Source organism: Mesorhizobium kowhaii (genome assembly GCF_042431665.1).
Lineage (GTDB): Bacteria > Pseudomonadota > Alphaproteobacteria > Rhizobiales > Rhizobiaceae > Mesorhizobium > Mesorhizobium kowhaii.
The window spans coordinates 1-22,045 of record NZ_JBHLYT010000022.1; the positions used below are offsets into that span (position 1 = coordinate 1).

The window sequence follows — 22,045 nt, forward strand, 5'->3', positions numbered from 1 at the left end:
CGGGTCGGGATCTGGCCTCGCAATCGACGATGTGCCGGCTGGAGAACCTGCCTGGCGTGCGGGAACTGGTCGTTATGGGCCGTGCGATGGTCGACCTCTATTGCGCTTCCTTCCGCCAGGTTCCGAAGCGGCGTCTCGCGCTGCAAGGCGCGGTCCTTCAGGTCCGTGCCAGGTGCGCGGTCAAAGGGTCGGTACCGCGCCATCACGCCTCACAGATTCTTGCTGGCTACGGTACGCGGTCAATGCCGCGGCTTCCGCATCTCCGTCGGCCTCGCAGAGCGCAGCCGAAAAGGCCGTCGGCGTCGGAAGATCGAGTTGCCGGAGCAGCGTGACAGAAACCGCTGCCGTGCCAGATACACGGCGGTATCGCTGATCGACGGCGCTCGTGTTGAGCAGCTTGACCGCGAGGGCAAGCCGTTTGGGGCACTCGGCTGTGAGCAAGATCGTATGATTTTCAGTGACGAAACCGCCCCATCGCATCACAACTGCAGGATCGACCATTGCCGCGATAAGCCGTCGTGGCTGCTTGTCGTTTGTCGTGCGTTGCATCACGGCCGCCGGGGTTCGGACCACGGCCGCGCTTGCGTCACTAAAGGTGACGAAGTCCATCTTCGTACCCTGCTTGCCCGCAGGCCTGCATAGTTCCCCCGCACGAACGTTCTTTGCCCATACCAACGGAAAGCCGGCCAGGCGTCCGAGCTTCGTCACAAGCCGCGCTCGCTCGCGGTTCCAGACGAAATATCCCGCCCGCACGGTCACTCCATAGTCGGCCAGCATCGCGCCGCCGATCATTTCGCGGTCGACCGGCGGTAGCGGCCAAGCGTCCTCGGACTTGGCAGGGAGAACCTGCGCGACAACGGCCGCCGCCGGCGACGTTGTGCCGATGATTGGGAACCGAACCTTCACATTGGGGCGATGTGCCTTTCCCTTGCGTGCTACCAGCACGCTGATGTCCTGGGCCACGTCAAGAAAGACCCCGTCGCGACCCGCGATCGAGCCGATGGCAAGGACCTCGCCTTGCGACCGAATGAACTGGCGCATGCGATCATAGAGTGGGCCTGACCGGAAGCTCGACGGGATGACCAGCGCCACAATGCCGCCAGGCTTCGCGTTGCGGAAGCAGAGTTCGGCAAATAGGGCGTACTTGTTTATGTGCCCGCTATGGGCGACCCGCCGCCACGCATTTCCGCGGACCTCCTCCATCGACATTCGGCCGTACGGCGGGTTCGCGATGACCAACCCATAGGAGGCTGGGATCGGGACGCGCAGCGCGTCCCCTATGAGAATTACATCCCGCGGTAGGGGCGCCTTCAGCCGTTCGGCTATCAGCCTGCGTGACAGGGTGGCGAGGCCCACGTCGATTTCGATTCCGTTCAGCCGGTAGGCGACCTCCTTTGCAGCGAGGCCCGCCGAGGTCATCCGTCCAGCGATCGTTGAAAGGAAGGCCGCGCCACCCGCCGCCGGATCGAGGACGTCATCACTCGACAAATCAAATCCAGCCTCGATGGCGAAATCTACAACCGCGTCTGCAACCGCTGGGGGGGTAAAGTAGGTGGCTTGCGACCGCCGAACCTTGGCTGGCAACATGAGCGTGTAGAGCGTCCCGATCCAGTAATGACGCTCGTCGACTGGTAAAGCATGGAGAGCCTTTCGGAAGGGCTCGAGCCGCTCGTCCAAGCCGAGATCCGCAAGCAGATCGAGGCATGCATCGGCACGGGCCTGCGGTGACGTGGCGGCACGCGCCAAATCCCGCGCAGCAAGGCGAGCACGGGCGAGCAGCGTCGTCTTGCTCCCCTCCGCCTCCACGCATCCCCCTTTTCCCACGGCCCAGCCGTCCAACGTCACTACCAAATCCGTGCGACGATAACCCATAGAATAACACTGTGCATGCCAGATCAATTCTGCTGCGGGGTTTTCGGACCAAGGTTGTCTATTCGCTCTTTCCCCGCGCTCCTCAAATACATGTTTTCTGAAGGGCCTTGTCGTTGGGAAAGCCGATTTGTCTGGCCCTCATTGAGGTATCGAATGAGCAACAAGCTGCGATCGTCTCTCTCGCTTCTTGTCGGCTGATAGCGTCGATCTACGAATTCCAATTGTTCGGCCAGATTTAATTCGGCCCAGAATCCATCCGTCGCCGCGACGAGAGAGGTACCGCCAAGTTCGATCTCGGCCGCATCAGGCATGATGAATTCTCGAGATCGGAAGCTTCGCGTCAGCCGATGCCGTGCACTGACTCTGGCGATTTCATCAATGGGCATCTCACCTAAAGCGTTCGCGAGCGTGTGCGGCTGGGTGAGCCATTGAACGGGGCATTTTTCGTCGTAGCGTCCAAATAAACAATCGCCTGCGTGCAAAACGAGAGCTCGCCCTGCTGCATCAAAATGCGCGATCCCGTAGCTGGCCGTATCCGATGGAAAAATTTTGGACAGGGATTCGTGTGTTCGGCGTAACTGAGCTGTCAAAGTTTCGGCGGTTATCTCAGCGGCTGATGTGACATACCAGTCGACTATGTCGCGGGTGATCTCGCGAACCAACTCTCCGCTCGTCGGTGTCGATGTAGAACCATCCAGGACGATGCATAGGGCCGTGTCAGCCCGTGTACCGACACCCGCATAGTCGCGATTGTCCGGAGTTCTCGTGCCCTGCTGACTGTACCAATCGACTTCAAAACCCATGTCAGCCACCGCTGGCATATTGGCTTATCGCAACAAATCGCTCCCGCACGATCTCGACCCGGCCTTGGGGGCCTCTGATATTTCCTACCAGAAAGTCATCGAAATCTGGGGCTTCAAGCAGAGCTTTGAACTGGTCACCGATGTAGGTGCGGACCTCGTCCTTCGCGGCTCCGAGTTCGGTGACCAACACGTCTCGGCCGTCTACGATCAAAAGTATGTCCTCGGCATCCCGGCTAGAAAGCAGATCGTTCTCACCCCTGCCAAGATATGCCTCCAGCTTCGTCGCGACGAAGAGTGCCGGTGTCAGGAGGCGGATGATGAGGTTGTCGTCCAACGGGCAGTCGACCGCAGCCTCGATACCGCTTTCATACCAACGATTGCTGAATCCGAGGATTTTGGGATCGTCTGGCATGAAATCGACTTTGATCTCGCCGAGGTGCATCCGGCAAATGACACTGTCGTTCGGTGATTCCGAGAACCCCCGCTTTCGAAGCTGTTCCAGGAGTTGCGCCCATTCGGAGAAGCCGGCCAGATCGACAATTAGGTCGACGTCGTCAGTCGCCCTGACATCCTCGAGCGTGACGGCATCGGTGATGAAAAGAGCGGTAGTACATCCGCCGACGAATACCAAGCGCTTGCGCAGGTCATCGCCTAGAGCTTCCGCGACAGCTCTTAGCATTGCAAGCAGCTGGCCTTGGACGCTGGTCATTTCTGCGCGAACCTTTCCGAAAGACGCTCAGCCGCGAGGCCAGCCTCGCGCTGGTTTCCGAGTCGTATTGCATCCGCAAGGGCAAGATACTCGTACAGCCGATCATCCTTTTGAACTGCTTCAGGAACGCTTTTGAACAACGGCGTCACCGATTGTCCCATGTCGCGGCCGCCGGCATAGGGCCACACATAGATATAGCTGCCGGCGCTTATTAGCGCGTTCTTTAGAACGGGCGCTGCAAATGCGGTCGGGATTCCGCGCTGCATTCCTCCGGGCTTCGCTGGAAAAACGAACTTCAACCCCTGCGCGATGAAATTCCGCAGGTTCCTGCGGCTCGGCTTCGCTCGGCCCGTATCTCTGTCCCTAACTGCGATACCGGATGCAAGACTTCGATTAATGGATGCATTGACCTCCGTCTTGCTTATGCCAAGAGAAGATTCCAGATTGCGGACCGAGTACGGATCCTCGCCCTGCGCTTCCCCGCGCAGAGTTTCGACACCTTTTTCTTTTTCCTGCTCCTGTAGGCTGATGAGCTTGAGCAGTATGACGATATCTTGGCTTTTCATTCGATTCTCGTCCGCTGTCCTCTGTCCGAGGACTAAGGACACCCTACACAGACGCCGGAGCCCTGTCAAAGCAGGCCAGAATCCAAGCAGCTCATCATGGCAAGATCCCCGGTCACAAGGCGGGTGAGTTCTTCTCGATCAGCTGGCAGTCAACGCCGACAGAGCTGCCGCCCCGTAGTGTCTATCGTGGCCAGTATGGCTCGCTTATCGCAATCAGCTCCGGCAAGGATTCCCGCATCTTATCTCCGCTGACAAATCCGCCGTAAGGCGGGATCCTTTTCAGGGTTTGGACGACGGCGTTCGTGAGCACACTGCCTTCGCCGCCCTCAACGACATTCCTGACAGACCAGGCAAGGAGATCGGCAGCCTGGAGCGGAAATAGCCGCCTGTCGGAGCCGAATTCTGGAGGGGCTCCTAAAAGGTGCACCTTCTCTGGCTCAAGCGCCTGCTTCAGCACATCCCACCACCCTACCGCGTCTCGCCCTAACAGCCCTTGTTCGTCGAACACGAACTCGACCTTTGTGTCGCTTATATCCAGTGTCCGCTTCCCGAGCTCTTGGACAAAACCCAGGGTCAGAACGAGAATCTGACTGAAGAGCAAAAAGTAGGGATTATCGAGCTCACGCCAAGGTGAAGCTCCTTTGATGTGAGTGTCAAAATCCGCCTTCAAAACCATCGCAGAGATGCGAGCGACAGCCCACCTTTCCGCCACCTCGGCAAGCTCGAAAACCTTCTGATCCCGGAGGGGGCCAGGCCAACGCTCGAATTGTCCTCGCAGTGAGATCGCCTCGCTCATTTTGAAGTAATCGATAGCGGGGTCTTTGCTCAAAACACCCTGCCGTTCCGCACTGAAACGCGGCCAGCTCACGCTCGGTGCAAGAAATCCGCCGAGCGCATAAATCCCCTCGCCGCCGTGACTCCCGCTGTCGTCAAAATAGCCTTGTAGTAGTATCACTGCGCGCCCTTCGCTACGCCACTCACAAGCAGCAGTTGACGTCGTTAGGTTTGGCGGAATGTTGCCTCAATTTCCCGCATTCACCAGATCCCCCAAATAATATAGATCTGATAACCTGTATTCGGTCCGAAGGATGGCGTTCCCCTCTGGTTGATGGGTCTCAGACATAACGGCATCTCCAGGGTTCGAAACTGGAGGGAGGTGCCCGCATGCGCTGGTCCGCTTCCGAAGGCACCTACCGCGCCGAAATGGCCCAGCTCCTGGGGCAGGCGGCTCGGCGCGAGCGGCATGAACATCGACCTGGGGCCTGATCGGAGAGTGTCCTTCGCGAACGGCCCCATCCATCCCTGCTATCTTCCCCTGCTATCTTCGATAGCGCGATCTACGATCCTTTGAAGCGAACCGCACCCGGATGGCCTGTTACGATGCAATCGCGGCAGCTGCCACCTGAATGATGGGTTCACAGTCTAACTGACGCCATTTGAACAAGGACAGAACTGGTATATTGAAACCCGAATTTTCAGAGTTCAGAGAGCTTTCATGGAACGGCGTCCGACCACACAAGACATTACCTGGCTGCTCGATCTCAATCGAAACGGACAGCTGGATCTGGACCCGCCTTATCAACGGCGGAGCGTATGGACGCGGCGGGATCGCCAGTTTTTCCTCGATACGATCTTCCGCAATTACCCTTCACCGGCAATCTTCTTTGATAAGACCATCGCCGACGATGGGACCGTGACGTATCACGTCGTCGATGGTAAGCAGCGCCTCGAAACCATTCTGGCTTTTGTAAACAACAAGATCAGACTGTCGACCGACTACGGCGATATCCGTCTCAACGGCAAGCGTTGGAAGGATATTGCCGGCGACGTGGAACTAAAACACCAGTTCTGGAACTATCAGGTGCCCGTCGAGATGATCGATGTGATGGCGGGCGAGTTGGTCAACAACGTCTTCGATCGCCTAAATCGGAATTCACGTCGACTGACTGCCCAGGAACTGCGTCATGCCAAGTTCGAGGGCTGGTTTATTACCTTGGCGGAGACCGAAGCCGAGGCGCAGTACTGGCAAAATCTGGGTATTGTGACGCGTGCACGCAGCAATAGAATGATCGACGTACAGTTCATTTCGGAACTGATAATGGTCATACTAAAGGGCAGACCGGAGGGGTTCGATCAGGACGCCCTGGACGAAGCCTACGCGGACTACGACGACATTTCTGATGTGGAAGAGCTTCCCGATTTTTCCGAAGATGAGTTCTTCGCTAGCTTTCGTCGAGCGAAGAAACTCATTGGCCAAATGAATGACCACGAGAAGACGGTCTCGACTTGGGCCAAGGGATTTGGGCCGTTTTATACTCTTTGGTGCTCGATCGCTTTGTCCGAAGGCGATCGAGATGGGTTGGTACTGGCCGAACGATACGCGAGCTTCATGGCCAAAGTGGAGGAACTAGCGGATCATCCGCCCGGCACGCCGCTGCCTCAAGGCGAAATATACGGGCGCGCCGCCGAGTATCGTGAGAACGCGCGTGGAGCGAGCACCGAGCCTGCGCAGCGTCAGAAGCGTTTTGAGGCTTTGAATTCCATTCTATTCAAATGAAGATACCTGCTTCCGTCAGGCGCATTTTTGAGGTTCAGCGCGAACTAAATGCATCGCTTATGGTCGATGTCGATCTCACGATGAGGAGTCTCAAAGACGGCCGCTGGCATTATGAAAGCCGATTGAAGGAGATTCAGAGCTTTTTGGTGAAGCTTGAGACAGGCAGGGTTCGTGTTCCAGAAAAGTTGGAGGACTTTCTTGCCTGCACGATCGTTGTTCCGAATACGCTCGACATAAAAGAGGCGTATAATAGGGTTCTGAAAAAGTTTGAGGTCAAATACAGGCGCCCGAGAGTGGACGGCGAGACCGCGAAGCCGGCGAATGCGTTTCCCTTCGACGACCTGCGTTTGTATTTAACACGACAAACCGACGAAACTTTACCGCCGAAGGCTTTCGACGGTGTGGTTTTTGAACTCCAGATCAAAACGTTTCTGCAACATGCCTGGAGCATTGCAACCCATGATTTTAACTACAAGACCGATGAGATCAGCTGGGGAAAAGACCGGATCGTCGCTCATCTGAAAGCCTCCATTGAGCACGTGGAGTTATCGCTTCATGAGGCTAAGTCGTTGTCGACCAGCAATCTGGTCGCGCTTTCAGATGCTCGAACCACGAAGTGCATGCTGATTGTTGAACTTCTGAAATCGAAGTGGGCCAGAGAGGATTTGCCTCCAAACATTCGCGGCCTTGCCGATGCGCTTGAGCCGATACTTGCTGGCGTGAACGTTACCGCTGCTCAGCTTGATGTTTTGCTGCAGGCCGAGAAGGACCGGGGCGGCGGCATCCTGCCTCTTAATTTGTCGCCCTACGGAACTATCCTCCAAGTGCTTTTGGCTACGAAAGCCGAGGAGATCGACACTCTATTGCGCAATCCGGCGTCAAAGGTCTCGCTGCTCGTCACCCCGGAAGTTCAGGTGCCGACGGGCTTTCCATCCGCCCGCGCTGCCCGTCGCGTCGTTACCGTGAAGTAGTGTCCAGGGCGGTATGCATGTTGCCGGAGGAGCCGTTGAGAACAGGAGTGTAGATGGGTCTCGTTCGCATAGGTGTCGACATCGGAGGAACGTTCACCGACTTCGTCGGCTGGCACTCCGATCGCTCAGAATTGAGCGGTCAGGAGGATTAGTCGCACTTTTCGTCACGGAAGGCTTTCGCGATATCCTTGAACTCCAGCGCCTCCGTCCTCCGTCTCAAGAACCCCGTAGATTTGTTTTCTCGCGCGCTATCCACCAGCGCCCTAACCGGCGATCGTTGCGCCGGCAACGCAGTCGCGGCTGCACTGACGAAACCGCAGCTGCGCGCCCGGGATGGCTTGGGTGCCTAGCCAGTTGTCTGGGCGGGCCTGTCGCTGGATAGTTCCGCGGCGGTGCGTCCGGGAGAGGGGGGTGGCGGGCACGATTTGGGCGCCGCCCTTCGGGCCGGACTGTTGGCGATGCTGACGCTGCGAAGGGGTTTTCACCCTTCGGGCGGCCATCCCTGACGCGGGAGCGGCAGCGTCGTTCAGATGGAGGACTGCATGCTGGCAGTGATCCGGCGATGGGTTGAGCAGAGACGGACGATCCGGCGTCGTTGGCAAGCGGATGCCCGCGTCCTCGTCGCCGCCGAAGCGCAGCGCCGTGCGGCGCGTGCACGGGTGGGCGGTGACAGACATGAATTCTTCCACTGGGCCAAGTGGCGGCCGAGATCGCCCGGCTGACACCGCGGGCGGAGATGGACATCGAAATCGTGCGCGCCATCGCGGCCGAGGAAGAGCGGCGCGGGGATGATGTTGTAAATCCTCTCCTCAATCGTCTCGCCGACTGCCTTGTAGGTAGTTATCTCGTCCTACCTGATTCTGCCGCAGCGTCCAGAAGGGCGTCTCAGCCCATCTGTCTTCAGCTAAGTACACCTGCCGCCGCCGCCGTTCGATGGAAGCATGCCGGGCGGCTCGGCGCTTGATAAAGGCGCCCAGCTGTTCGTGATTACCCGAAAACGACGCTGTCACGGCCTCGGCGCCGTCGATGCCGTCTTGGATCGCAGCATACAGACCTTGGGAGGTCAGCGGGTCAAATGCACGCACAGCGTCGCCGATTGCTAGCCATCCGTCACCTTGGCAATGATCGAGGCTCCTGGAACTGGCGTCTGCGATCGCGAGCGTTGGTGGTTCGCCTGTACAGATACCAAATTGTTCGGCAATCATGGGCACGGCTTTCAGGTGTTCAAGCCAGGCACCCGCGTTGCGAAGTAGCCATCGCGCGTGCCGGGGATCGCAGTGGAAAGAGGCTAGCAGCCGGTCGCCAGGAACCACCACGGCGTACCACCAGCCCTCACAAGTAGCGACGACAACGGTACGGGCGCAACGCGCGTCTCGAACGGGTAGCATGCCATACACTGCAAACAACGTCTGGTGACCTTGATGCTCGGCACCGAGCCTCCGGGCCGCGAAGGCCGATCTTCCGGATGCGTCAACGACGTAGCGGGACCCAACTTGGCGCCCGCCGTTCGTCTCAAGCAGGAACTGTTCACTTCCATCTCTTCTGATCAGGCGAATGGTCTCGTGCACCAAATCCGCCCCATTGTTTTGGGCCCACGCCCGCAGTTCAATGTCGAACAAAGCGCGATCAAGTCGAAGGCCCGCACCGAAAGGATGTCCGAAATGGTCCTCCATTAATGGCGTAGGACCGCCCCAAACCGAGATCGACCCTTTTAACGCGATATGTGTCGCGCTCGGTACAAAACCCGAATTGCGCAGCAGGTGAAGAGCGGATCCTGGCAGCGACTCGCCGATACGATGTTCACGTGAAGGCGGTCTGTCCAGCAACACGATCCACAATCCCGCATGCGCCGCCCGTGCGGCAAATGCTGACCCCGCTGGACCTCCGCCTATGACAGCGACATCGTAGATCAACGATTGCGTACTCTCACCCTACGAAATTCCTCGAGCTGTTCGACGCTCTCCCATCCGGCAAGCGATACATGATCGGTTGGCGCAGCCGCGGCCGACCGTGCCTCGGCCGCAGCCATGGCGCTGATCATGTGAGCAGGTGGCGCCGGGGGAAGCGTCTCGACCAGCATTGTCTCTGGAAAGTCTGGGTCGTTAGGCACGCCGGGCCTGACTTCGACGACACCCAGCGCCCCAAAATGAGCGATCATCTGCGTCATCTGTTGGGCGATAGGGCCGCTCAGGCTGCGCAGCCAATGCGCTCGCTGGTTGAACGCGGCAATACGCTGATCTCGTGGCAGCGTTTGATCAACGACGATATGGTAAGCCGCTTCCGTCAAGACCTGGTTCGGGACACGAGCCGCCCAAAAGGTCGGCAGAAATGGATCGTAGCTTGGGTCGTATCCCGACCGACAGAAGGCAGTATCGCCCTGCCAGGGGAGGGCCATCCAACGTGACAGGTCGCCTGGTCCTTGCTCGTAAAGCGGCCCACCGGGTTTCAGTGCGATCGTCTGATTGAGCTCGCTTCCGTAGTCGGGTCCGGAATTTCCAGAACTGCGCCGCTTGATACGAAACGGCGCTTGATAAAGGCTCGCATGACGCATCGGCCAAGTAAGTTCGCAACCGGGATGGAACGCGTCAGCTAGGCAAAAATGCAGTGCGGCACGGTCGAGGGTCGCTGGCTGCTCCCCCAGCGGGACTTTGGCGATATCCTGCGGTGGGAGGATTGCTGGATCCCAGTCGTTGACAAAATCACCAGCTGCCCAGCGCTCCAGGAGAGCAGACTGGACGGCACCAAGGGCCAAATTGTTGCGCGCTGCATGCTTGTCGAAGGACCCAAATGCGTCGCCGTAGATCCACGACCACAGCCGCGGTTCGTCAACGGTCGTGTCGACAGGCCGGAATGCGCCGACAACGCGCGCTCTGAGCTCGCGGTGTGGGTCGCCCCCTGCGCCGGACTTCGGAGCAAGAGCTAGCTTGCCGATGAGCGTCGGATCATTGAAATCCATTGGCCCGCCAAACCCGAACAAAGCTGCAAATCCCTTGTTGACCCATTGCAGATTGGTTAGTCGGCGAATGACGGGAAGAATATCGTTGCTGAACGAAACCGATGATGGGAACGGCATCCAACCTGCTTCCACGTACGTGTCGACCAACAAGTCATAGAGGGTACGCCAGCCGATTACCGTGGTACCATAATTAGGCGGCGCGACCGCAACCCATGCCCCAGTCACGGGGATAGCCCGTCCAGCGATGGATATCGTTGCGTCCACCGGACCGTCCGAAATGTCATCGAACCAATCATCGGCATTGTTAAAGCTATCCATATCGTCAGGCTTGAACACAGGCGCGCCAGATGGAGATGCCGACCGACCAAGCCCTCCTAGCACTAGGAGGCGGCCCTTCTCGTCGGTTCGCAGCTCCCCGAGCGCGACAACCGTTTTTTTGAACATACCCGTGTCGAAGTTGTGGGCTGCGCCACCGTGCATATCTGCCCCGGCGATCGAACGCGGGCCGGGGTCGATTTCGAGCGAAGCGCGCGCAATAGCCGTAACGTCCGGATTGCGGCGCGGAGCAATCATCGCGACCGCGTCAGGGATATCCAGCGCAGCGAGGAAGCGATACCAACTGGCCTTCCTGTTGGCGAGGTGAACGGTCCAAGTGATCGCAGCGTTGTCGCCGGTCAGTTCACGAATTACTTCACCGGCCGCATTGTAACCATACACGCGAAATCGCGCTGCCTGCCGCTTCAAGGCACCGCCTGCGTCGCGATAGAAGCCCGGCGCTGCTGCTGCAGGTTCGACAACCTCGGGACCTACGAAAAACTCGTTTGCGCTATCGCCGATACGAGCGATTCCAATGCCTGGGTGGATTTTCGCGGAAACGATCCTCGTGTCGCGCGCTGGGGGCGGGGCAATGATCGGCCGGGGCTCCTCGGGTTCTCCGACCGGTATGCCGTTGATATTCCGACGTTGGTCGGCGGATGCTGCGTAGACGACCTTGCGCGCTTCTGCGATCGAACCCACTGGCGCATGCTCGGCCGGCACGCGCCAGATGTTCATAGCAAGATTCTCACCGTACTCGGCCTGACCCCGGGCAGCGACATCCTGGTTATCCAGGTGGAGGTCAGCAATCCATATCCAAGGAGAAACCAGCTCGTCCCACCGCACTGTCGCAGCGTCGAGGGGCATCGTCGCCGGATCAGTCCGATGCTGGACGGAAAATCGAAAGCTCGCGGGACCAGAGGCAAGCCGTGCTTGCAGGTCTGCAGCGAGGTAGGTTGGATCGACCGGCGCTTCGGTGAGCCCATTCAGATCGAGCGTGGGCTCAAGCCGGTATTTGACGTAACCATCCTCCCCAAAAGAGAACGGCAGAATTCCCCAATAGGTTTCCGCGAGCACACTTACGACCGGTTTCGCCATTTCGTCTAGGATTTGCGCTGTCAGCGGATGCTGTTTCAAATATTTATCGTAGTCGTGTTCCACCACTCCAGCCTGCGTGAAGGCACACATGTCGCTGGCAGTATCGACGAAGAAACGATCATGATTCTGGAAAATTAGATCGGCCGTGACGTCGTCGGGATTGCCAACAAGCTTCGCGCCGGGAACGTTGAAGAGCTTCACCCCGATACCAACAGTCGTCTTGAAGTCTGACACAGTAGGCGCCGTGTCAGACGAGAATCGGACCCATGCAGGATATTCTGAGCCTGCGAAAAGACCGACCCGCAGTTCATCCGGCAAGTTCTCCCGTACGACCAGCTTTCCGTGCGCCACACCATGAGGCTTCAGGAAAACGGGGCGCCGCACAGGGCATTGACCCCTTTCAATCCCGCCGCCTTGGCCGATGTCGACAAACATCGTCTTCAAAGACCCAATTGGATCGGCCACGCAGTCAATCGCTGCAGGAGTGTCTTGTTTCGCGTCCTTCGCCATGGTCGTCGTTTCCTCCCCTACATGCGCAAGCAGCTCTCCTGCGCGAAACCGGCAGCGTCGTCTCGTTTTTGGTACGCACGCCCAAAAGCCAGCACGCACAGCACCATCAGGCCGAGCGTATATTCCGGCACCCCGTCCGAATTTGTCCGGCGAGCCATCGAGGGCCGGCTGCGCCCAACTGATTACAGGTTCCGCCAACTCCCAGACATATCTGAGATGAAATCCATCCAACACGGTTCGATCGCAATGGTCGCTACGACGTCGCCGAATGAAGGGTCTAACTGAGTTCGACGACCGCGCCCTCTCGAACAACCTCTGTGCAAAGTCTGCAGGCACTCGCTCCATCTTGTTCGTACCATCGGCATCGACTTCTGATTGGACAATCGGGCAATGCATCATCGCCAGGTGAAAGATCGACCAAGCCTCTCAAAATGCCGGGAACTCCACACTTGCCGCTCCAGTGGACGCAAGATTCACCACGACAGGGCGAAGCGAATCTCAATGACTCATTGGCCGCGTCGGGTCCGCCAACTGCTGCCACGAGCGCCCTTGTCATCGTCAGAGGCCGGTCGGTCAGGTGGACCAAACCATCATTGCCGAGCCTGCCAAAGAGAAGCGACCCTGGCTCACAAGTGGCGGACGGACAGAGCTTACTCAAAGCACGCTCCCCTCGGGCTGAAAGAGGCGCAGTTCACGTTCTGGCTATTTTTCCTGTATCCAGAGCCCCATGGGCGGACCGGGTGGTCGCATAAAGCTACGCTTTGCGCCTTTTGGGTTTGCTTTCAACCGTGCCATAACCGCCGCGTTAATGTCGGTCTCGATTTCAATGAGCTCCTCGTGCGAAAGTCCGAGCTTACTTAAGTCGATAATGAACAAACCTTCGCTCGTGTTGTCGGGATTCGTTGCCATATTGCTTGTCCTCTCTCACGAATTTGGCATACAAGTATTTTGACACTTATCGGCACGGCGTCAACCTTATCTTCGAGCTATCATGCGGAGTTTCAGGTGATCAAAGCAGACCGTCAAAGCTCCGACGACGTTCAGGCTTATAAAGCCGTCCTCTCTGAATATTTCCGGGGCATCGATCTACTCCCAGTCCTAGTCTCCGCCAATCAGCGCGTCGGGGATGTCTATGATGCCGCAAATAGGTGGGCGTTCTTGAGCTCAAGTTCAGACTGCTTTCCCGACTTGGGAAAAATAGCGGAGGCTCCCTCAAGTCTCCCAGACACGATTGAGATAAGGACATCTCAAATCGGTTCGGCATTCGGGTTGGCGAAGCTTTTCTCTTTCTCGGCCTCGGCCAGCAACGCTGCGACCGTCAAACTTAAGTTCACCGACGTCAAAGTTCGCCGCGCATCCCAGATGGCGCTTCGTAGTGCCCTGTGTCCGGCATGCGATTACCTTAAACCTGTCGTGTCGGGCGAAATGGCTCCGTATGCCAGCGGTCAACCCCTGCCGATTATCGTTGGAACTGTTTTGACCGCCAAGAGAGAGGTTTTCGTTGGCGAGGTCGAAGGGGCCAATCTGGACCTCACAGCCAATCTCGCCCCTTTGGCAGCATCGCTGCCGCTGGAAGTGATCAATCTCAATCCCGCCATGAGCGCGGCACTCGGCTATGGCAGCACATCAGGCTGCTTGTTGAAAAGTGACACACGTCTTCCCGTGGCAATCGGTCCGGCGTTTTACCCGCAACTTATCTTTGATCGTGTCCAAAGCAGTGGACCGCAGGCCGAAGAGCTTGTCGCCGTCGAATGGCATGATGCAGATCGAGGTGCTATCAAGGCTTGGCTAAGCCAAGCAGCCGAAGCCTTACCCTCTCCTGCTACTATCGCCTGACATGATGTCGGAGCGCGCGGCGACCCAACGGGATGCGTTGCTCGCAGCCGAAATTTCGAGAATCAGGGAACTTGTTGACGAGGGAAAATACCAAGAAGCCGAAGCCGTCGTCGACGCGTGCCAAGACGTTGCCAATAACTTGCCACCTACCGCCGCCGCTCGAGCCGCCTATGATCACTCTGCCGGAGTGGTGGCTTATCATCTGCAGAAATACGACTCTTCGATTGCGTTGCTGGATCGTGCGGTCGCGGTTCGGCGGAATTTGGACGATGAAGTCAAACTCGCCGAATCGTTGAGGGATCTCGGTGCGTCTCATCGTGCAAATGGCGATCTGAGAAAGGCCGAGGAGCTCTATCGCGAAACCGGAGCCATTTTGCAGCGCCACTTTCCCGACGGCGACCTTCGCACCGCGGATCTCTTTAGCAATTTGAGCGTGCTTTATTTCGTCCAATCGCGTCTCGCTGAGAGCGAAATGGCATGCCGGCAGTCCCTTGATCTCCGGCGAAAACTTCTTGGCCCCGACCACAATATGATTGGCCAATGTCTTTCGAATCTCGGGCAGATAGTTCTGTCACAGGGGCGTCTCGTTGAAGCAGAACGCTTTTGCCGCGAGGGTCTGGAGATGCGGGAAAGAGTGCTGACGCCCGATCATCCCGATATTGCCGCCAGTCTGAATAATGTGGCGGTCGCCCTTTTTGAAATGGGCAACTATGCCGAAGCAGAGGACATCCAAAGGCGGGTCTTGGAAATCGACGCAAAGGCATACGGCGCGGGCAGCCTCGAAGCCGCGACAGATCTCCAGAATCTCGCCGAAATGCAGGCGCGACAGCGGCGGTTTCCGGAAGCTGTCGCCCTTCAGCGACGTACGCTGGCGATTCGAAAGGCCAAACTCCCACCTATCCATCCCGACCTGGCATTGACGCTAGGCAACCTTGCAAACGTGCTGGATGAAACAGGTGAACTTGAGTCGGCTACGCAGGCCTATTCCGACGCAATCGCCATAGAGGAATCCATCGCAGAGGATGCCCCTAGCCTTGGCTTGGCCACCTGCCTCAGCAATTTCGGGGACATGGTTCGTCGTGGAGGCGACCGCGGCCGGGCGCGCGCCGCGTTCGAACGGGCGCTTAACGTGATGCCCAGTGATGCCCGTCAATCACGGCTCCACACCTCAATTCTCAACAATCTGGCCGATATCGAGAACCGAGAAGGAAGTCACCAGGCTGCGGAACGAGGATTTCAGGAAGTGGTCGACATTCGTCGGGCCACCCTACCGTCTGACCATCCGGACCTGGCGCATAGCCTCGCCCGGCTGGCTGATGTCAAGGCGTCGCTCGGGGATATTGGGTCCGCCTTTCGTCTCAGCCGCGAAGCGGTCGACAAGTTGCGTCATCGCTTGGCCTCCGGCTCAGTTGAGGCACCTGCCGTCACAGCCAACGAAGCGCGCATGGCTAAGGAGACCCTGATCACGCATCTTGGCCTACTGGCTTCGACTGGACCCGGCGACGAGGCAAACCACGAGGAGTTGCTTCAGACTTTTCAAATGGCCTCGGCCACGGACACAACGGTCGCATTGTCGCGAATGGCCGAGCGACACGCACTAGCCGTCACCGGTGTCGGACCTGAGATAGCAAGGCTTCGGACTCTCACGCTTGAGGAACGGGCCCTGGAAGATTCTGTCGCTACTGCGGCCAGTGAGGGGACGACCAACGACATCTCAACTCTCGTTGACCGATTGCGTGGCCGACTACGTGAAGTGCGCGAAGAGCGCGATACCATTCGCAGGTCGTTCCCCGATGCAATTAGCCGCTTGTATGGGTTCGAGGAGATTCGGCTGTCCGAGCTTAGGGCTGTCATTGGCGCAGGCGAGGCGGTCCTGATTGTTGTTTGCGGCCAGGTCTTCAGCGTGGCCGCCTTGATCGGGCCTGCGACGGCAACCGTGACGCGGATTGAAATTTCCCGAGCCGAAATCCTTGAATGGACGTCTCGCGTGCGGGCTTCGACGGACCTTTCACAAGGCCAACGCGCACTTCCTGACTTTGATATGGACGCGGCAAGGCAGTTGAGAGACGTGCTGTTGCAGCCGTTTGCCAGCCATCTGGGAACGGTGCAACATCTCATCTGCGTCCTGGACGAGCCATTTGCGAGCGTGCCGCTTGCTATCTACCCCGACGTCCTGTCAGCGCCCGAGGATACCGCCGTTAGCCCGTCGGACAACCGCACGCGCTGGTTTGTCGATCGGAATGCCATAACGATGGTGCCCAGCCCTGCGTCGTTGCACGCCATACGGAAGCGCGCAGGGCGTTCGCGCGCACCGCTCCCATTCATTGGGGTAGGCTCGCCCAAAGTCGACGGATTGGCGGCTGCGCCGCTACCTCGGGCGCGCGAACAACTCGAGGCAATGCGCTTGGCATTGGGTGGATCCACGGATCTCGTATTCGTGGACGAGGCTGCGAGCAAACACGCTTTGGCCGGCGTGGACCTGACGAAAGCCAAGGTGATAGCTTTTGCTACTCACGGGCTGATGTCGAACGAATCCGCCGCTGCGGGAGGGCCACACGAACCAGCCCTGCTGCTTTCGGGGCCAGTGCCCGAGTGCTTTCTGGCCGCATCTGAGATCGCTCAGATGGAAATGGACGCAGACTGGGCCATCCTCTCAGCGTGCAACACCGCCGCCGGCGCCGATGCTGCATCGGAGGGTTTGTCCGGTATCGCGCGAGCATTTTTTGAGGCCGGCGCCCGGACCGTCTTGATCTCTCATTGGGCGGTGTCGGAACTCAGCACCACTTTGCTGCTCAAAAAGCTGTTCGAGTTGGGAGAGGTTGTTGAAGGCGTGGGCAAGTCGGAACGCCTGCGTCGGGCAATGATGCACGTGCGCGACCGAAGCTTGCCAGCCCATTCGCACCCCGCATTCTGGGGCGCATTTTCGCTCGTTGGGGAGGGGTGGCACCACTAGAATCGAGCGCGTCGAGGCGAATCTTTGAGTGGCCAGTGAGTTTTAGCCAAATCTAATCCTTCAAGAAAAGGGGTAGCGAAGATGGACAATCTTACGAAAAGCAGACGTTCTTGGCATCGTCGAAGCGTGCTTAAGGCTTTGAGCTTTTCTCCACTGTTCATACCGGCGATCGGCGCTGTGGCGAGAGCGGCCGTGCCGCAGCCGCGGCTACCATTGAGCGAATTTGCCCAATCTGCTGACTTAGTCGCTGCCCTGCGGAAAGCAGTGGTGGCGATGAAGGCCCGGAAGCCGTCCGACCCCCTCAGCTGGTTCTTCCAGGCCGCGATCCACGGTGTGACGGAGGAAAAGGTCGCAGCCGCCTCTGCAGAAGACCCTGAGGTCAACAATGTGGACCAGAAAAAATATTGGAACCAATGCCCGCACTTTGGCCAGAACTCGGCAAATTTTCTGCCGTGGCACCGCGCTTACACGTACCATTTTGAAAGGATTGTCCGGATGCATTCCGGCCAAGCCGATTTCGCATTGCCCTATTGGAGCTATACCGACTCCGGCGACGACCGGAAATTCCCAAAAATCTATGGAATACAATATCTGGATGGGAATCTGGATAATGACGCGGAGGACAACATTAATCCGCTCTGGATGGCGGAGCGGGATTACTATTTCACCGGATATCAGCACCCGTTAACTGACAAATTGCCCTTGCTGGCCTTAACCGATGACGCGGTCGATATCTCAAAACCGATGGCCACGCCTGTGTTCTTTGGTCAAATTGAGACGGAGGGTCTCGGCGGCGGCATCGGGGACAATGACCCCAGTACGCGTGGGTTGCTGGAGAGCTATCCGCATGACCAGATCCATCGTGCGGTCGGTGGGATCATCGGCGACTGCGCAGGGGCCATGGCCCAACCGCCCACTGCCGGCTTTGATCCGGTTTTTTGTGTCCACCACACGAACATCGATCGTCTTTGGGCAGTATGGGCCTGCATGCCCGGAAAATCCTGGGGCGCCTTACCCCCCGAAAGTTGGTTGGCCGAAAAGCCCTGGTATTTCTTCGACGAACAGGGCGGTGTGATAAACGAGTCCCGACGCAGTTACTTCGATCATCGAAATCTCGGGATAAGGTTCAAATACGAGGATCCCAACTGCACGCCGCTGGAGTTGCCCGCGGTTGTCGCCGATGACGGCCTGTCGGCGCCGATGGCCATGCGCTCACGGGTTCTTATAGCCGAGACGGGTCTCGAAATTGTGGTGCGGGCACATGCTGCCGCCAGGGTTTCGGTTCCCGCAGAAATGTCCTCGAAAATCAGCGACCGTTTCCAGTTGCTTGGCGGTCAGCCAGCGTCTGGTCCCGCGCAAACGACGAGGATCTTGCTGACATTTCTGGATGTCGTCGACGGCGGCCGGACTAGCATCGGCTTCGATGTTCACGTCGGTAAAAAGGGCAGCGCATTCAATGGCCGTTCGGACGCGAGCTACGTCGGGTCCATCAAGCTGTTTAATCACATGCACCACATGGACATGGGCATGCCCATGTCACAGAGCTTTGACGCCACCGCGGCGCTCGCGGGCATTGATAGTGTGAGCGATATCGAGATAACGCTCACACCGTTCGCGCTGCTGCAGTCGCTCGAGACCGGCGCGCCGTTTCTTGACTCGCAACCCCTTCGAATACGAGGAATCGCATTCCACGAAGAAAGTGCCTAGGCGTGGAAGACCGTGCTGGATGTTCTGGGCGAAGCAAGCGGGGCGGACGTAGCGCGCATAATGTAAATAAGGAGCATCGATTGCAATGCGCTCCTCGTCGGGGCTAGCTGCAGCCGCAGTCTGCTGACTCTTAAGTTCAGCCGCTTCGTCATCTTACGCAAAACCTTTACCTGTCTTGGCCCGCATTTGCACTTATATCTTGCGATAAGTTTTTTGATGAGGAGGGATCGATGCAACGATACACGATATCTGTCAACCGGAACTCCAAAGTAAGCCTCAGGGACCTGATCAACAGGCCCCCTGAAAATTTTGTCGACGCCGTCGATTTCCTCATCGCGGAAAAAGACGGCCTTCCGCACGACGCAATATTGGAATTTCCGACGATCGGCGTGCTAAGCGCTTCACTTAATGACCGAGAGGCTGCGGATCTAAAAGCCGACCCTCGTGTAACACAGCTGAGAGAAGATCGGCGTGTCACCGGCTCACCACTCCCATCACCAATACGCATTGCTGGAGAATTTATTACAAACGACCAACCTTGGCACCTCGAGGTCATCAACGCTAAAAAGTGCTGGCCAACTACGACGGGGAAAGGAATCAAAATTGGAGTGATCGATTCCGAGATCGCCCCCAACTTGCCATTCCTACCAATAAAGGACGGATTGTCCTTCAATCCAAGCGCTCCGAATTGGTACGAGGGGTCAGATTTTCATGGAACTTTCTGTGCGGCAATAATCGGTTGTCGGCCAACGCACCCCAGCATGATCGGGGTAGCGCCCGACTGCGATCTTTACGCACTGCGCGTAAACAAAAATGGAAGTGGAAGGTCAGAATACTTGGCGGCAGCGATCATTTGGGCCACCGGAAACAAGCTTGACGTACTTTCTATGAGCCAATGGGATCCCGATGGCGCCGACGATCCGCATGAGTTGCCATGGGACGATGTCTCGCGAGCCGCTGATGATTATGTGAAAGCTGGAGGCATCCTTGTCGGCATCGCCGGAAATTCCGGTACCTTTCCGAAACCGTGGGTCACCAATCCCGGGCGCTGCTCGGGTGTGGTGGCAGTAGGGGGCACAAAACAAGACACCAAATGGTGGAACGGTTCGTCTTACGGGCCCGATGATCTTCCGGAACTGGAGTCGGTCGAAATCGCCGCGCCAGGGTATGCTGTAAACTCCATTATGCCAGACGGCAGTGTGCAGGCTGGTGTGGGCACAAGCTTCGCGGCGCCCCAAGTCGCGGGTGCGTGTGCCCTCCTTAAGCAGTTGAAGCCCGACCTGACAGGAGCCGACTTGCGGGCCATCCTGAAGAAGGCTGCGCGTGATTTGGATATCGCGGGGAAAGATGCAAAAACTGGCTTTGGCTTGCTAGACTGCGAGCAGGCCGTTACCTCCTTACTCCACGTTTGAATTGTATGTCGAGGTCATAGAACGCCGCTCTCACAGTGGTTACAGCTAACGGTACTCACGGTATTTGCGTCTTAATCTGTTCTCCGGCCATGAGTGCAATCCGCTGGATGGGTACGACCTTGCTGGTGGTGCCAATTGTCAATGTCTCGAGCTGTAGCAACCCGAGCTTCGGAGAACCTCTCCTTTCATTCAATCCGTCTCATATCTGTTTGAGCAAGGGTCAGGGTTGGGCGTCCTCCTTTCGGAGCCGGGCTGTTGGCGAAGCTGAAGCCCTGAAGGGGTCTTCACCCTTCGGGCGGCCATCCCTGACGCGGCAGCGGCAGCGTCGTGCGGATGGAGGACTACATGCTGGGAGTGATCCGGCGATGGGTTGAGCGGAGACGGACGATCCGCCGACGTTGGCAAGCCGATGCCCGCGTCCTCGTCGCCGCCGACGAGGTCAACGCCTACTACGCGGCACAGCGGCGCGCGGCGCGCGCGGGTGCGCGGCGACGGCCATGAATTCTTCCACTGGGCCAAGGTGGCGGCCGAGGTCGCCCGGCTGACGTCGCGGGCGGAGATGGACATCGAAATCGTGCGCGCCATCGCGGCCGAGGAAGAGCGGCGCGGGGACTGACGCCAGATGGTACGCATCCGAGGTGGGCCGCCTTGTGAGAATTGTCGGATTTGGCACTGACTGTCCTTATTGACGTCAATACGGACAGTGCGGAATGGAACGACTTGAGATTATCGATAGCGGCCGGCGGCGACGCTTCAGCAAAGAGATGAAGCTGCAGATTGTCGCCGAGAGCTATTCGGAACCTGGCTTGTGTGCGACGACGGCGCGACGACATGGGATATCGCGTTCGCAGTTGTATGAATGGCGCCGGCTCGCACGAGCTTGGCAACTGGATGTTGGGTCACCTGTCGGTGGCTTTGTCCCGGCGCTGCTTGTCTCGGAGGTAGAGCCGGCAGCAGGGGCATTGCCGACCGCCGGCCGGATGGAGGTTGTCAGCGCCAACGGTCACCGTGTGATCGTGGACCGCGATGTCGATGTTGAAGCGCTACTTCGGATCATGCGCGGATTGGAGACGCTGCTGTGAATCCGTTTCCGATAGGAACAGGGTATCCATCCGAGCAGGGCCGCGGGATTTTGGGCGCCGCGCGTGGTAGCGTCGGTTCATGGAGATCGATGAGGACAAGATCGACGATGCCGTTCTGGCGCTGTTATGGCTGACGCTGCATAACGAGCGGTGTGCCTGGAAGGGCTTCGATTGGGCAACGACGGATCGGCTTCACAAGAAGGGCATGATCGGCGACCCGGTCAACAAGTCGAAGTCGTTGATCCTGACCGATGAAGGCTTGGAGCGTTCGCAAGCATTGTTCCGGGAGCTGTTTACGCGACGGCCGCAATAGCCGTCCCTTTGTGTGACTTCCATTGCCAAGGCAGCAGTTCGTGCAGGCGCGAGACGGGAAGATCGGCGATGCGGGCGAACACATCGGCGAGCCACGCCTTTGGGTCAACGTCGTTGAGACGGCAGGTCGTGATGACGGAGAGCATGATGGCGGCACGATCGGCCCCACGCTGAGAACCGGCGAAGGTCCAGTTCCGGCGCCCAAGAGCAATACCTCTGAGCGCGCGCTCCGCCGCGTTGTTCGTGAGACAAATCCGGCCATCTTCCAGGAAACGGGCAAAACCATCCCAGCGCTTCAGCATGTAATCGATCGGCTCGACCACTTCGGACGATTTGCTGAGCGTTGCGCGCTCCCGTTTCAGCCACGCGTGCATGTCATCGAACAG

At 58.1% G+C, this 22,045-nt stretch carries 20 protein-coding genes; 10 read left to right on the forward strand and 10 right to left on the reverse strand.

Going from position 1 to position 22,045, the window contains the following annotated elements; genetic code table 11:
* Positions 1-180 precede the first annotated feature (180 nt).
* The 5 genes from ACFFNA_RS15370 to ACFFNA_RS15390 all read right to left on the reverse strand — a co-directional run bounded on the left by ACFFNA_RS15370 (position 181) and on the right by ACFFNA_RS15390 (position 4,905).
* A complete protein-coding gene (locus ACFFNA_RS15370; protein WP_378919485.1) occupies positions 181-1,839 on the reverse strand; it encodes an HsdM family class I SAM-dependent methyltransferase in 1,659 nt (552 codons plus the stop codon).
* A gap of 56 nt (positions 1,840-1,895) precedes the next feature.
* Positions 1,896-2,675, reverse strand: a complete 780-nt coding sequence (locus ACFFNA_RS15375) for a protein phosphatase 2C domain-containing protein (RefSeq protein ID WP_378919487.1) — start codon at positions 2,673-2,675, stop codon at positions 1,896-1,898.
* A 1-nt stretch (position 2,676) separates the two neighbouring features.
* Complete coding sequence (locus tag ACFFNA_RS15380) at positions 2,677-3,384, reverse strand: hypothetical protein (protein WP_378919489.1); 708 nt, start codon at positions 3,382-3,384, stop codon at positions 2,677-2,679.
* Positions 3,381-3,950, reverse strand: a complete 570-nt coding sequence (locus tag ACFFNA_RS15385) for a hypothetical protein (RefSeq protein WP_378919491.1) — start codon at positions 3,948-3,950, stop codon at positions 3,381-3,383. Before ACFFNA_RS15385 ends, ACFFNA_RS15380 begins: the two co-directional genes overlap by 4 nt.
* A gap of 181 nt (positions 3,951-4,131) precedes the next feature.
* Positions 4,132-4,905 carry a DUF3800 domain-containing protein gene (locus ACFFNA_RS15390; RefSeq protein WP_378919493.1) on the reverse strand — a complete coding sequence of 258 codons (774 nt, stop codon included), beginning with the start codon at positions 4,903-4,905 and terminating at the stop codon, positions 4,132-4,134.
* Between the two features lie 540 nt (positions 4,906-5,445).
* Here ACFFNA_RS15390 and ACFFNA_RS15395 point away from each other — a divergent pair.
* Genes ACFFNA_RS15395 through ACFFNA_RS15405 form a run of 3 tightly spaced genes read left to right on the forward strand, consistent with a single transcriptional unit; the run spans position 5,446 to position 7,630 of the window.
* Positions 5,446-6,507 carry a GmrSD restriction endonuclease domain-containing protein gene (locus ACFFNA_RS15395; protein WP_378919495.1) on the forward strand — a complete coding sequence of 354 codons (1,062 nt, stop codon included), beginning with the start codon at positions 5,446-5,448 and terminating at the stop codon, positions 6,505-6,507.
* Complete coding sequence (locus ACFFNA_RS15400) at positions 6,504-7,478, forward strand: RelA/SpoT-related domain-containing protein (protein ID WP_378919497.1); 975 nt, start codon at positions 6,504-6,506, stop codon at positions 7,476-7,478. Before ACFFNA_RS15395 ends, ACFFNA_RS15400 begins: the two co-directional genes overlap by 4 nt.
* Before the next feature lie 53 nt (positions 7,479-7,531).
* Positions 7,532-7,630 (forward strand): hydantoinase/oxoprolinase N-terminal domain-containing protein, encoded by a 99-nt coding sequence (locus tag ACFFNA_RS15405; protein ID WP_378919499.1) that lies wholly within the window; start codon positions 7,532-7,534, stop codon positions 7,628-7,630.
* 111 nt (positions 7,631-7,741) lie between these two features.
* Here ACFFNA_RS15405 and ACFFNA_RS15410 read toward each other — a convergent pair whose 3' ends face one another.
* From ACFFNA_RS15410 to ACFFNA_RS15425, 4 genes are all read right to left on the reverse strand, one after another.
* Positions 7,742-8,155: a hypothetical protein gene (locus ACFFNA_RS15410; protein WP_378919501.1), complete on the reverse strand. Its 414-nt coding sequence runs from the start codon at positions 8,153-8,155 to the stop codon at positions 7,742-7,744.
* A gap of 132 nt (positions 8,156-8,287) precedes the next feature.
* A complete protein-coding gene (locus ACFFNA_RS15415) occupies positions 8,288-9,391 on the reverse strand; it encodes an NAD(P)/FAD-dependent oxidoreductase (protein WP_378919503.1) in 1,104 nt (367 codons plus the stop codon).
* Positions 9,388-12,357 carry a LodA/GoxA family CTQ-dependent oxidase gene (locus tag ACFFNA_RS15420; protein ID WP_378919505.1) on the reverse strand — a complete coding sequence of 990 codons (2,970 nt, stop codon included), beginning with the start codon at positions 12,355-12,357 and terminating at the stop codon, positions 9,388-9,390. Before ACFFNA_RS15420 ends, ACFFNA_RS15415 begins: the two co-directional genes overlap by 4 nt.
* A gap of 702 nt (positions 12,358-13,059) precedes the next feature.
* The gene (locus ACFFNA_RS15425; RefSeq protein ID WP_378919507.1) at positions 13,060-13,266 is read right to left on the reverse strand and encodes a hypothetical protein; all 207 of its coding nucleotides are present in this window, start codon (positions 13,264-13,266) and stop codon (positions 13,060-13,062) included.
* A 96-nt stretch (positions 13,267-13,362) separates the two neighbouring features.
* On the opposite strand from ACFFNA_RS15425, the gene ACFFNA_RS15430 reads away from it, so the two are divergent.
* The 7 genes from ACFFNA_RS15430 to ACFFNA_RS15460 all read left to right on the forward strand — a co-directional run bounded on the left by ACFFNA_RS15430 (position 13,363) and on the right by ACFFNA_RS15460 (position 21,660).
* Positions 13,363-14,193 (forward strand): hypothetical protein, encoded by an 831-nt coding sequence (locus tag ACFFNA_RS15430; protein ID WP_378919509.1) that lies wholly within the window; start codon positions 13,363-13,365, stop codon positions 14,191-14,193.
* Positions 14,194-14,230: 37 nt separating this feature from the next.
* Complete coding sequence (locus ACFFNA_RS15435; protein WP_378919511.1) at positions 14,231-17,146, forward strand: CHAT domain-containing protein; 2,916 nt, start codon at positions 14,231-14,233, stop codon at positions 17,144-17,146.
* 81 nt (positions 17,147-17,227) lie between these two features.
* Entirely contained in the window at positions 17,228-18,853 is a 1,626-nt protein-coding gene (locus tag ACFFNA_RS15440; protein WP_378919513.1) for a tyrosinase family protein, read from the forward strand.
* Between the two features lie 230 nt (positions 18,854-19,083).
* Complete coding sequence (locus ACFFNA_RS15445) at positions 19,084-20,265, forward strand: S8 family peptidase (protein WP_378919515.1); 1,182 nt, start codon at positions 19,084-19,086, stop codon at positions 20,263-20,265.
* Between the two features lie 481 nt (positions 20,266-20,746).
* Entirely contained in the window at positions 20,747-20,881 is a 135-nt protein-coding gene (locus tag ACFFNA_RS15450) for a hypothetical protein (protein WP_378919517.1), read from the forward strand.
* 94 nt (positions 20,882-20,975) lie between these two features.
* Positions 20,976-21,347, forward strand: a complete 372-nt coding sequence (gene tnpA / locus ACFFNA_RS15455) for an IS66-like element accessory protein TnpA (protein ID WP_378919519.1) — start codon at positions 20,976-20,978, stop codon at positions 21,345-21,347.
* A 79-nt stretch (positions 21,348-21,426) separates the two neighbouring features.
* Positions 21,427-21,660 carry a DUF6429 family protein gene (locus ACFFNA_RS15460; RefSeq protein WP_378919521.1) on the forward strand — a complete coding sequence of 78 codons (234 nt, stop codon included), beginning with the start codon at positions 21,427-21,429 and terminating at the stop codon, positions 21,658-21,660.
* On the opposite strand, the gene ACFFNA_RS15465 is transcribed toward ACFFNA_RS15460, so the two are convergent.
* On the reverse strand, positions 21,641-22,045 hold a 405-nt coding region (locus tag ACFFNA_RS15465; RefSeq protein ID WP_378919523.1), incomplete at its 5' end, for an IS66 family transposase. The genes ACFFNA_RS15460 and ACFFNA_RS15465 overlap by 20 nt on opposite strands.

Excerpts from the sequence above, each read along its gene's own strand:
- tnpA (WP_378919519.1), top strand. The coding sequence starts at position 20,976 with ATGGAACGACTTGAGATTATCGATAGCGGCCGGCGGCGACGCTTCAGC.
- ACFFNA_RS15395 (WP_378919495.1), top strand. The coding sequence starts at position 5,446 with ATGGAACGGCGTCCGACCACACAAGACATTACCTGGCTGCTCGATCTC.
- ACFFNA_RS15425 (WP_378919507.1), bottom strand. The coding sequence starts at position 13,266 with ATGGCAACGAATCCCGACAACACGAGCGAAGGTTTGTTCATTATCGAC.
- ACFFNA_RS15440 (WP_378919513.1), top strand. The coding sequence starts at position 17,228 with ATGGACAATCTTACGAAAAGCAGACGTTCTTGGCATCGTCGAAGCGTG.
- ACFFNA_RS15445 (WP_378919515.1), top strand. The coding sequence starts at position 19,084 with ATGCAACGATACACGATATCTGTCAACCGGAACTCCAAAGTAAGCCTC.
- ACFFNA_RS15405 (WP_378919499.1), top strand. The coding sequence starts at position 7,532 with ATGGGTCTCGTTCGCATAGGTGTCGACATCGGAGGAACGTTCACCGAC.
- ACFFNA_RS15410 (WP_378919501.1), bottom strand. The coding sequence starts at position 8,155 with ATGTCTGTCACCGCCCACCCGTGCACGCGCCGCACGGCGCTGCGCTTC.
- ACFFNA_RS15385 (WP_378919491.1), bottom strand. The coding sequence starts at position 3,950 with ATGAAAAGCCAAGATATCGTCATACTGCTCAAGCTCATCAGCCTACAG.
- ACFFNA_RS15420 (WP_378919505.1), bottom strand. The coding sequence starts at position 12,357 with ATGGCGAAGGACGCGAAACAAGACACTCCTGCAGCGATTGACTGCGTG.
- ACFFNA_RS15400 (WP_378919497.1), top strand. The coding sequence starts at position 6,504 with ATGAAGATACCTGCTTCCGTCAGGCGCATTTTTGAGGTTCAGCGCGAA.
- ACFFNA_RS15380 (WP_378919489.1), bottom strand. The coding sequence starts at position 3,384 with ATGACCAGCGTCCAAGGCCAGCTGCTTGCAATGCTAAGAGCTGTCGCG.
- ACFFNA_RS15460 (WP_378919521.1), top strand. The coding sequence starts at position 21,427 with ATGGAGATCGATGAGGACAAGATCGACGATGCCGTTCTGGCGCTGTTA.
- ACFFNA_RS15375 (WP_378919487.1), bottom strand. The coding sequence starts at position 2,675 with ATGGGTTTTGAAGTCGATTGGTACAGTCAGCAGGGCACGAGAACTCCG.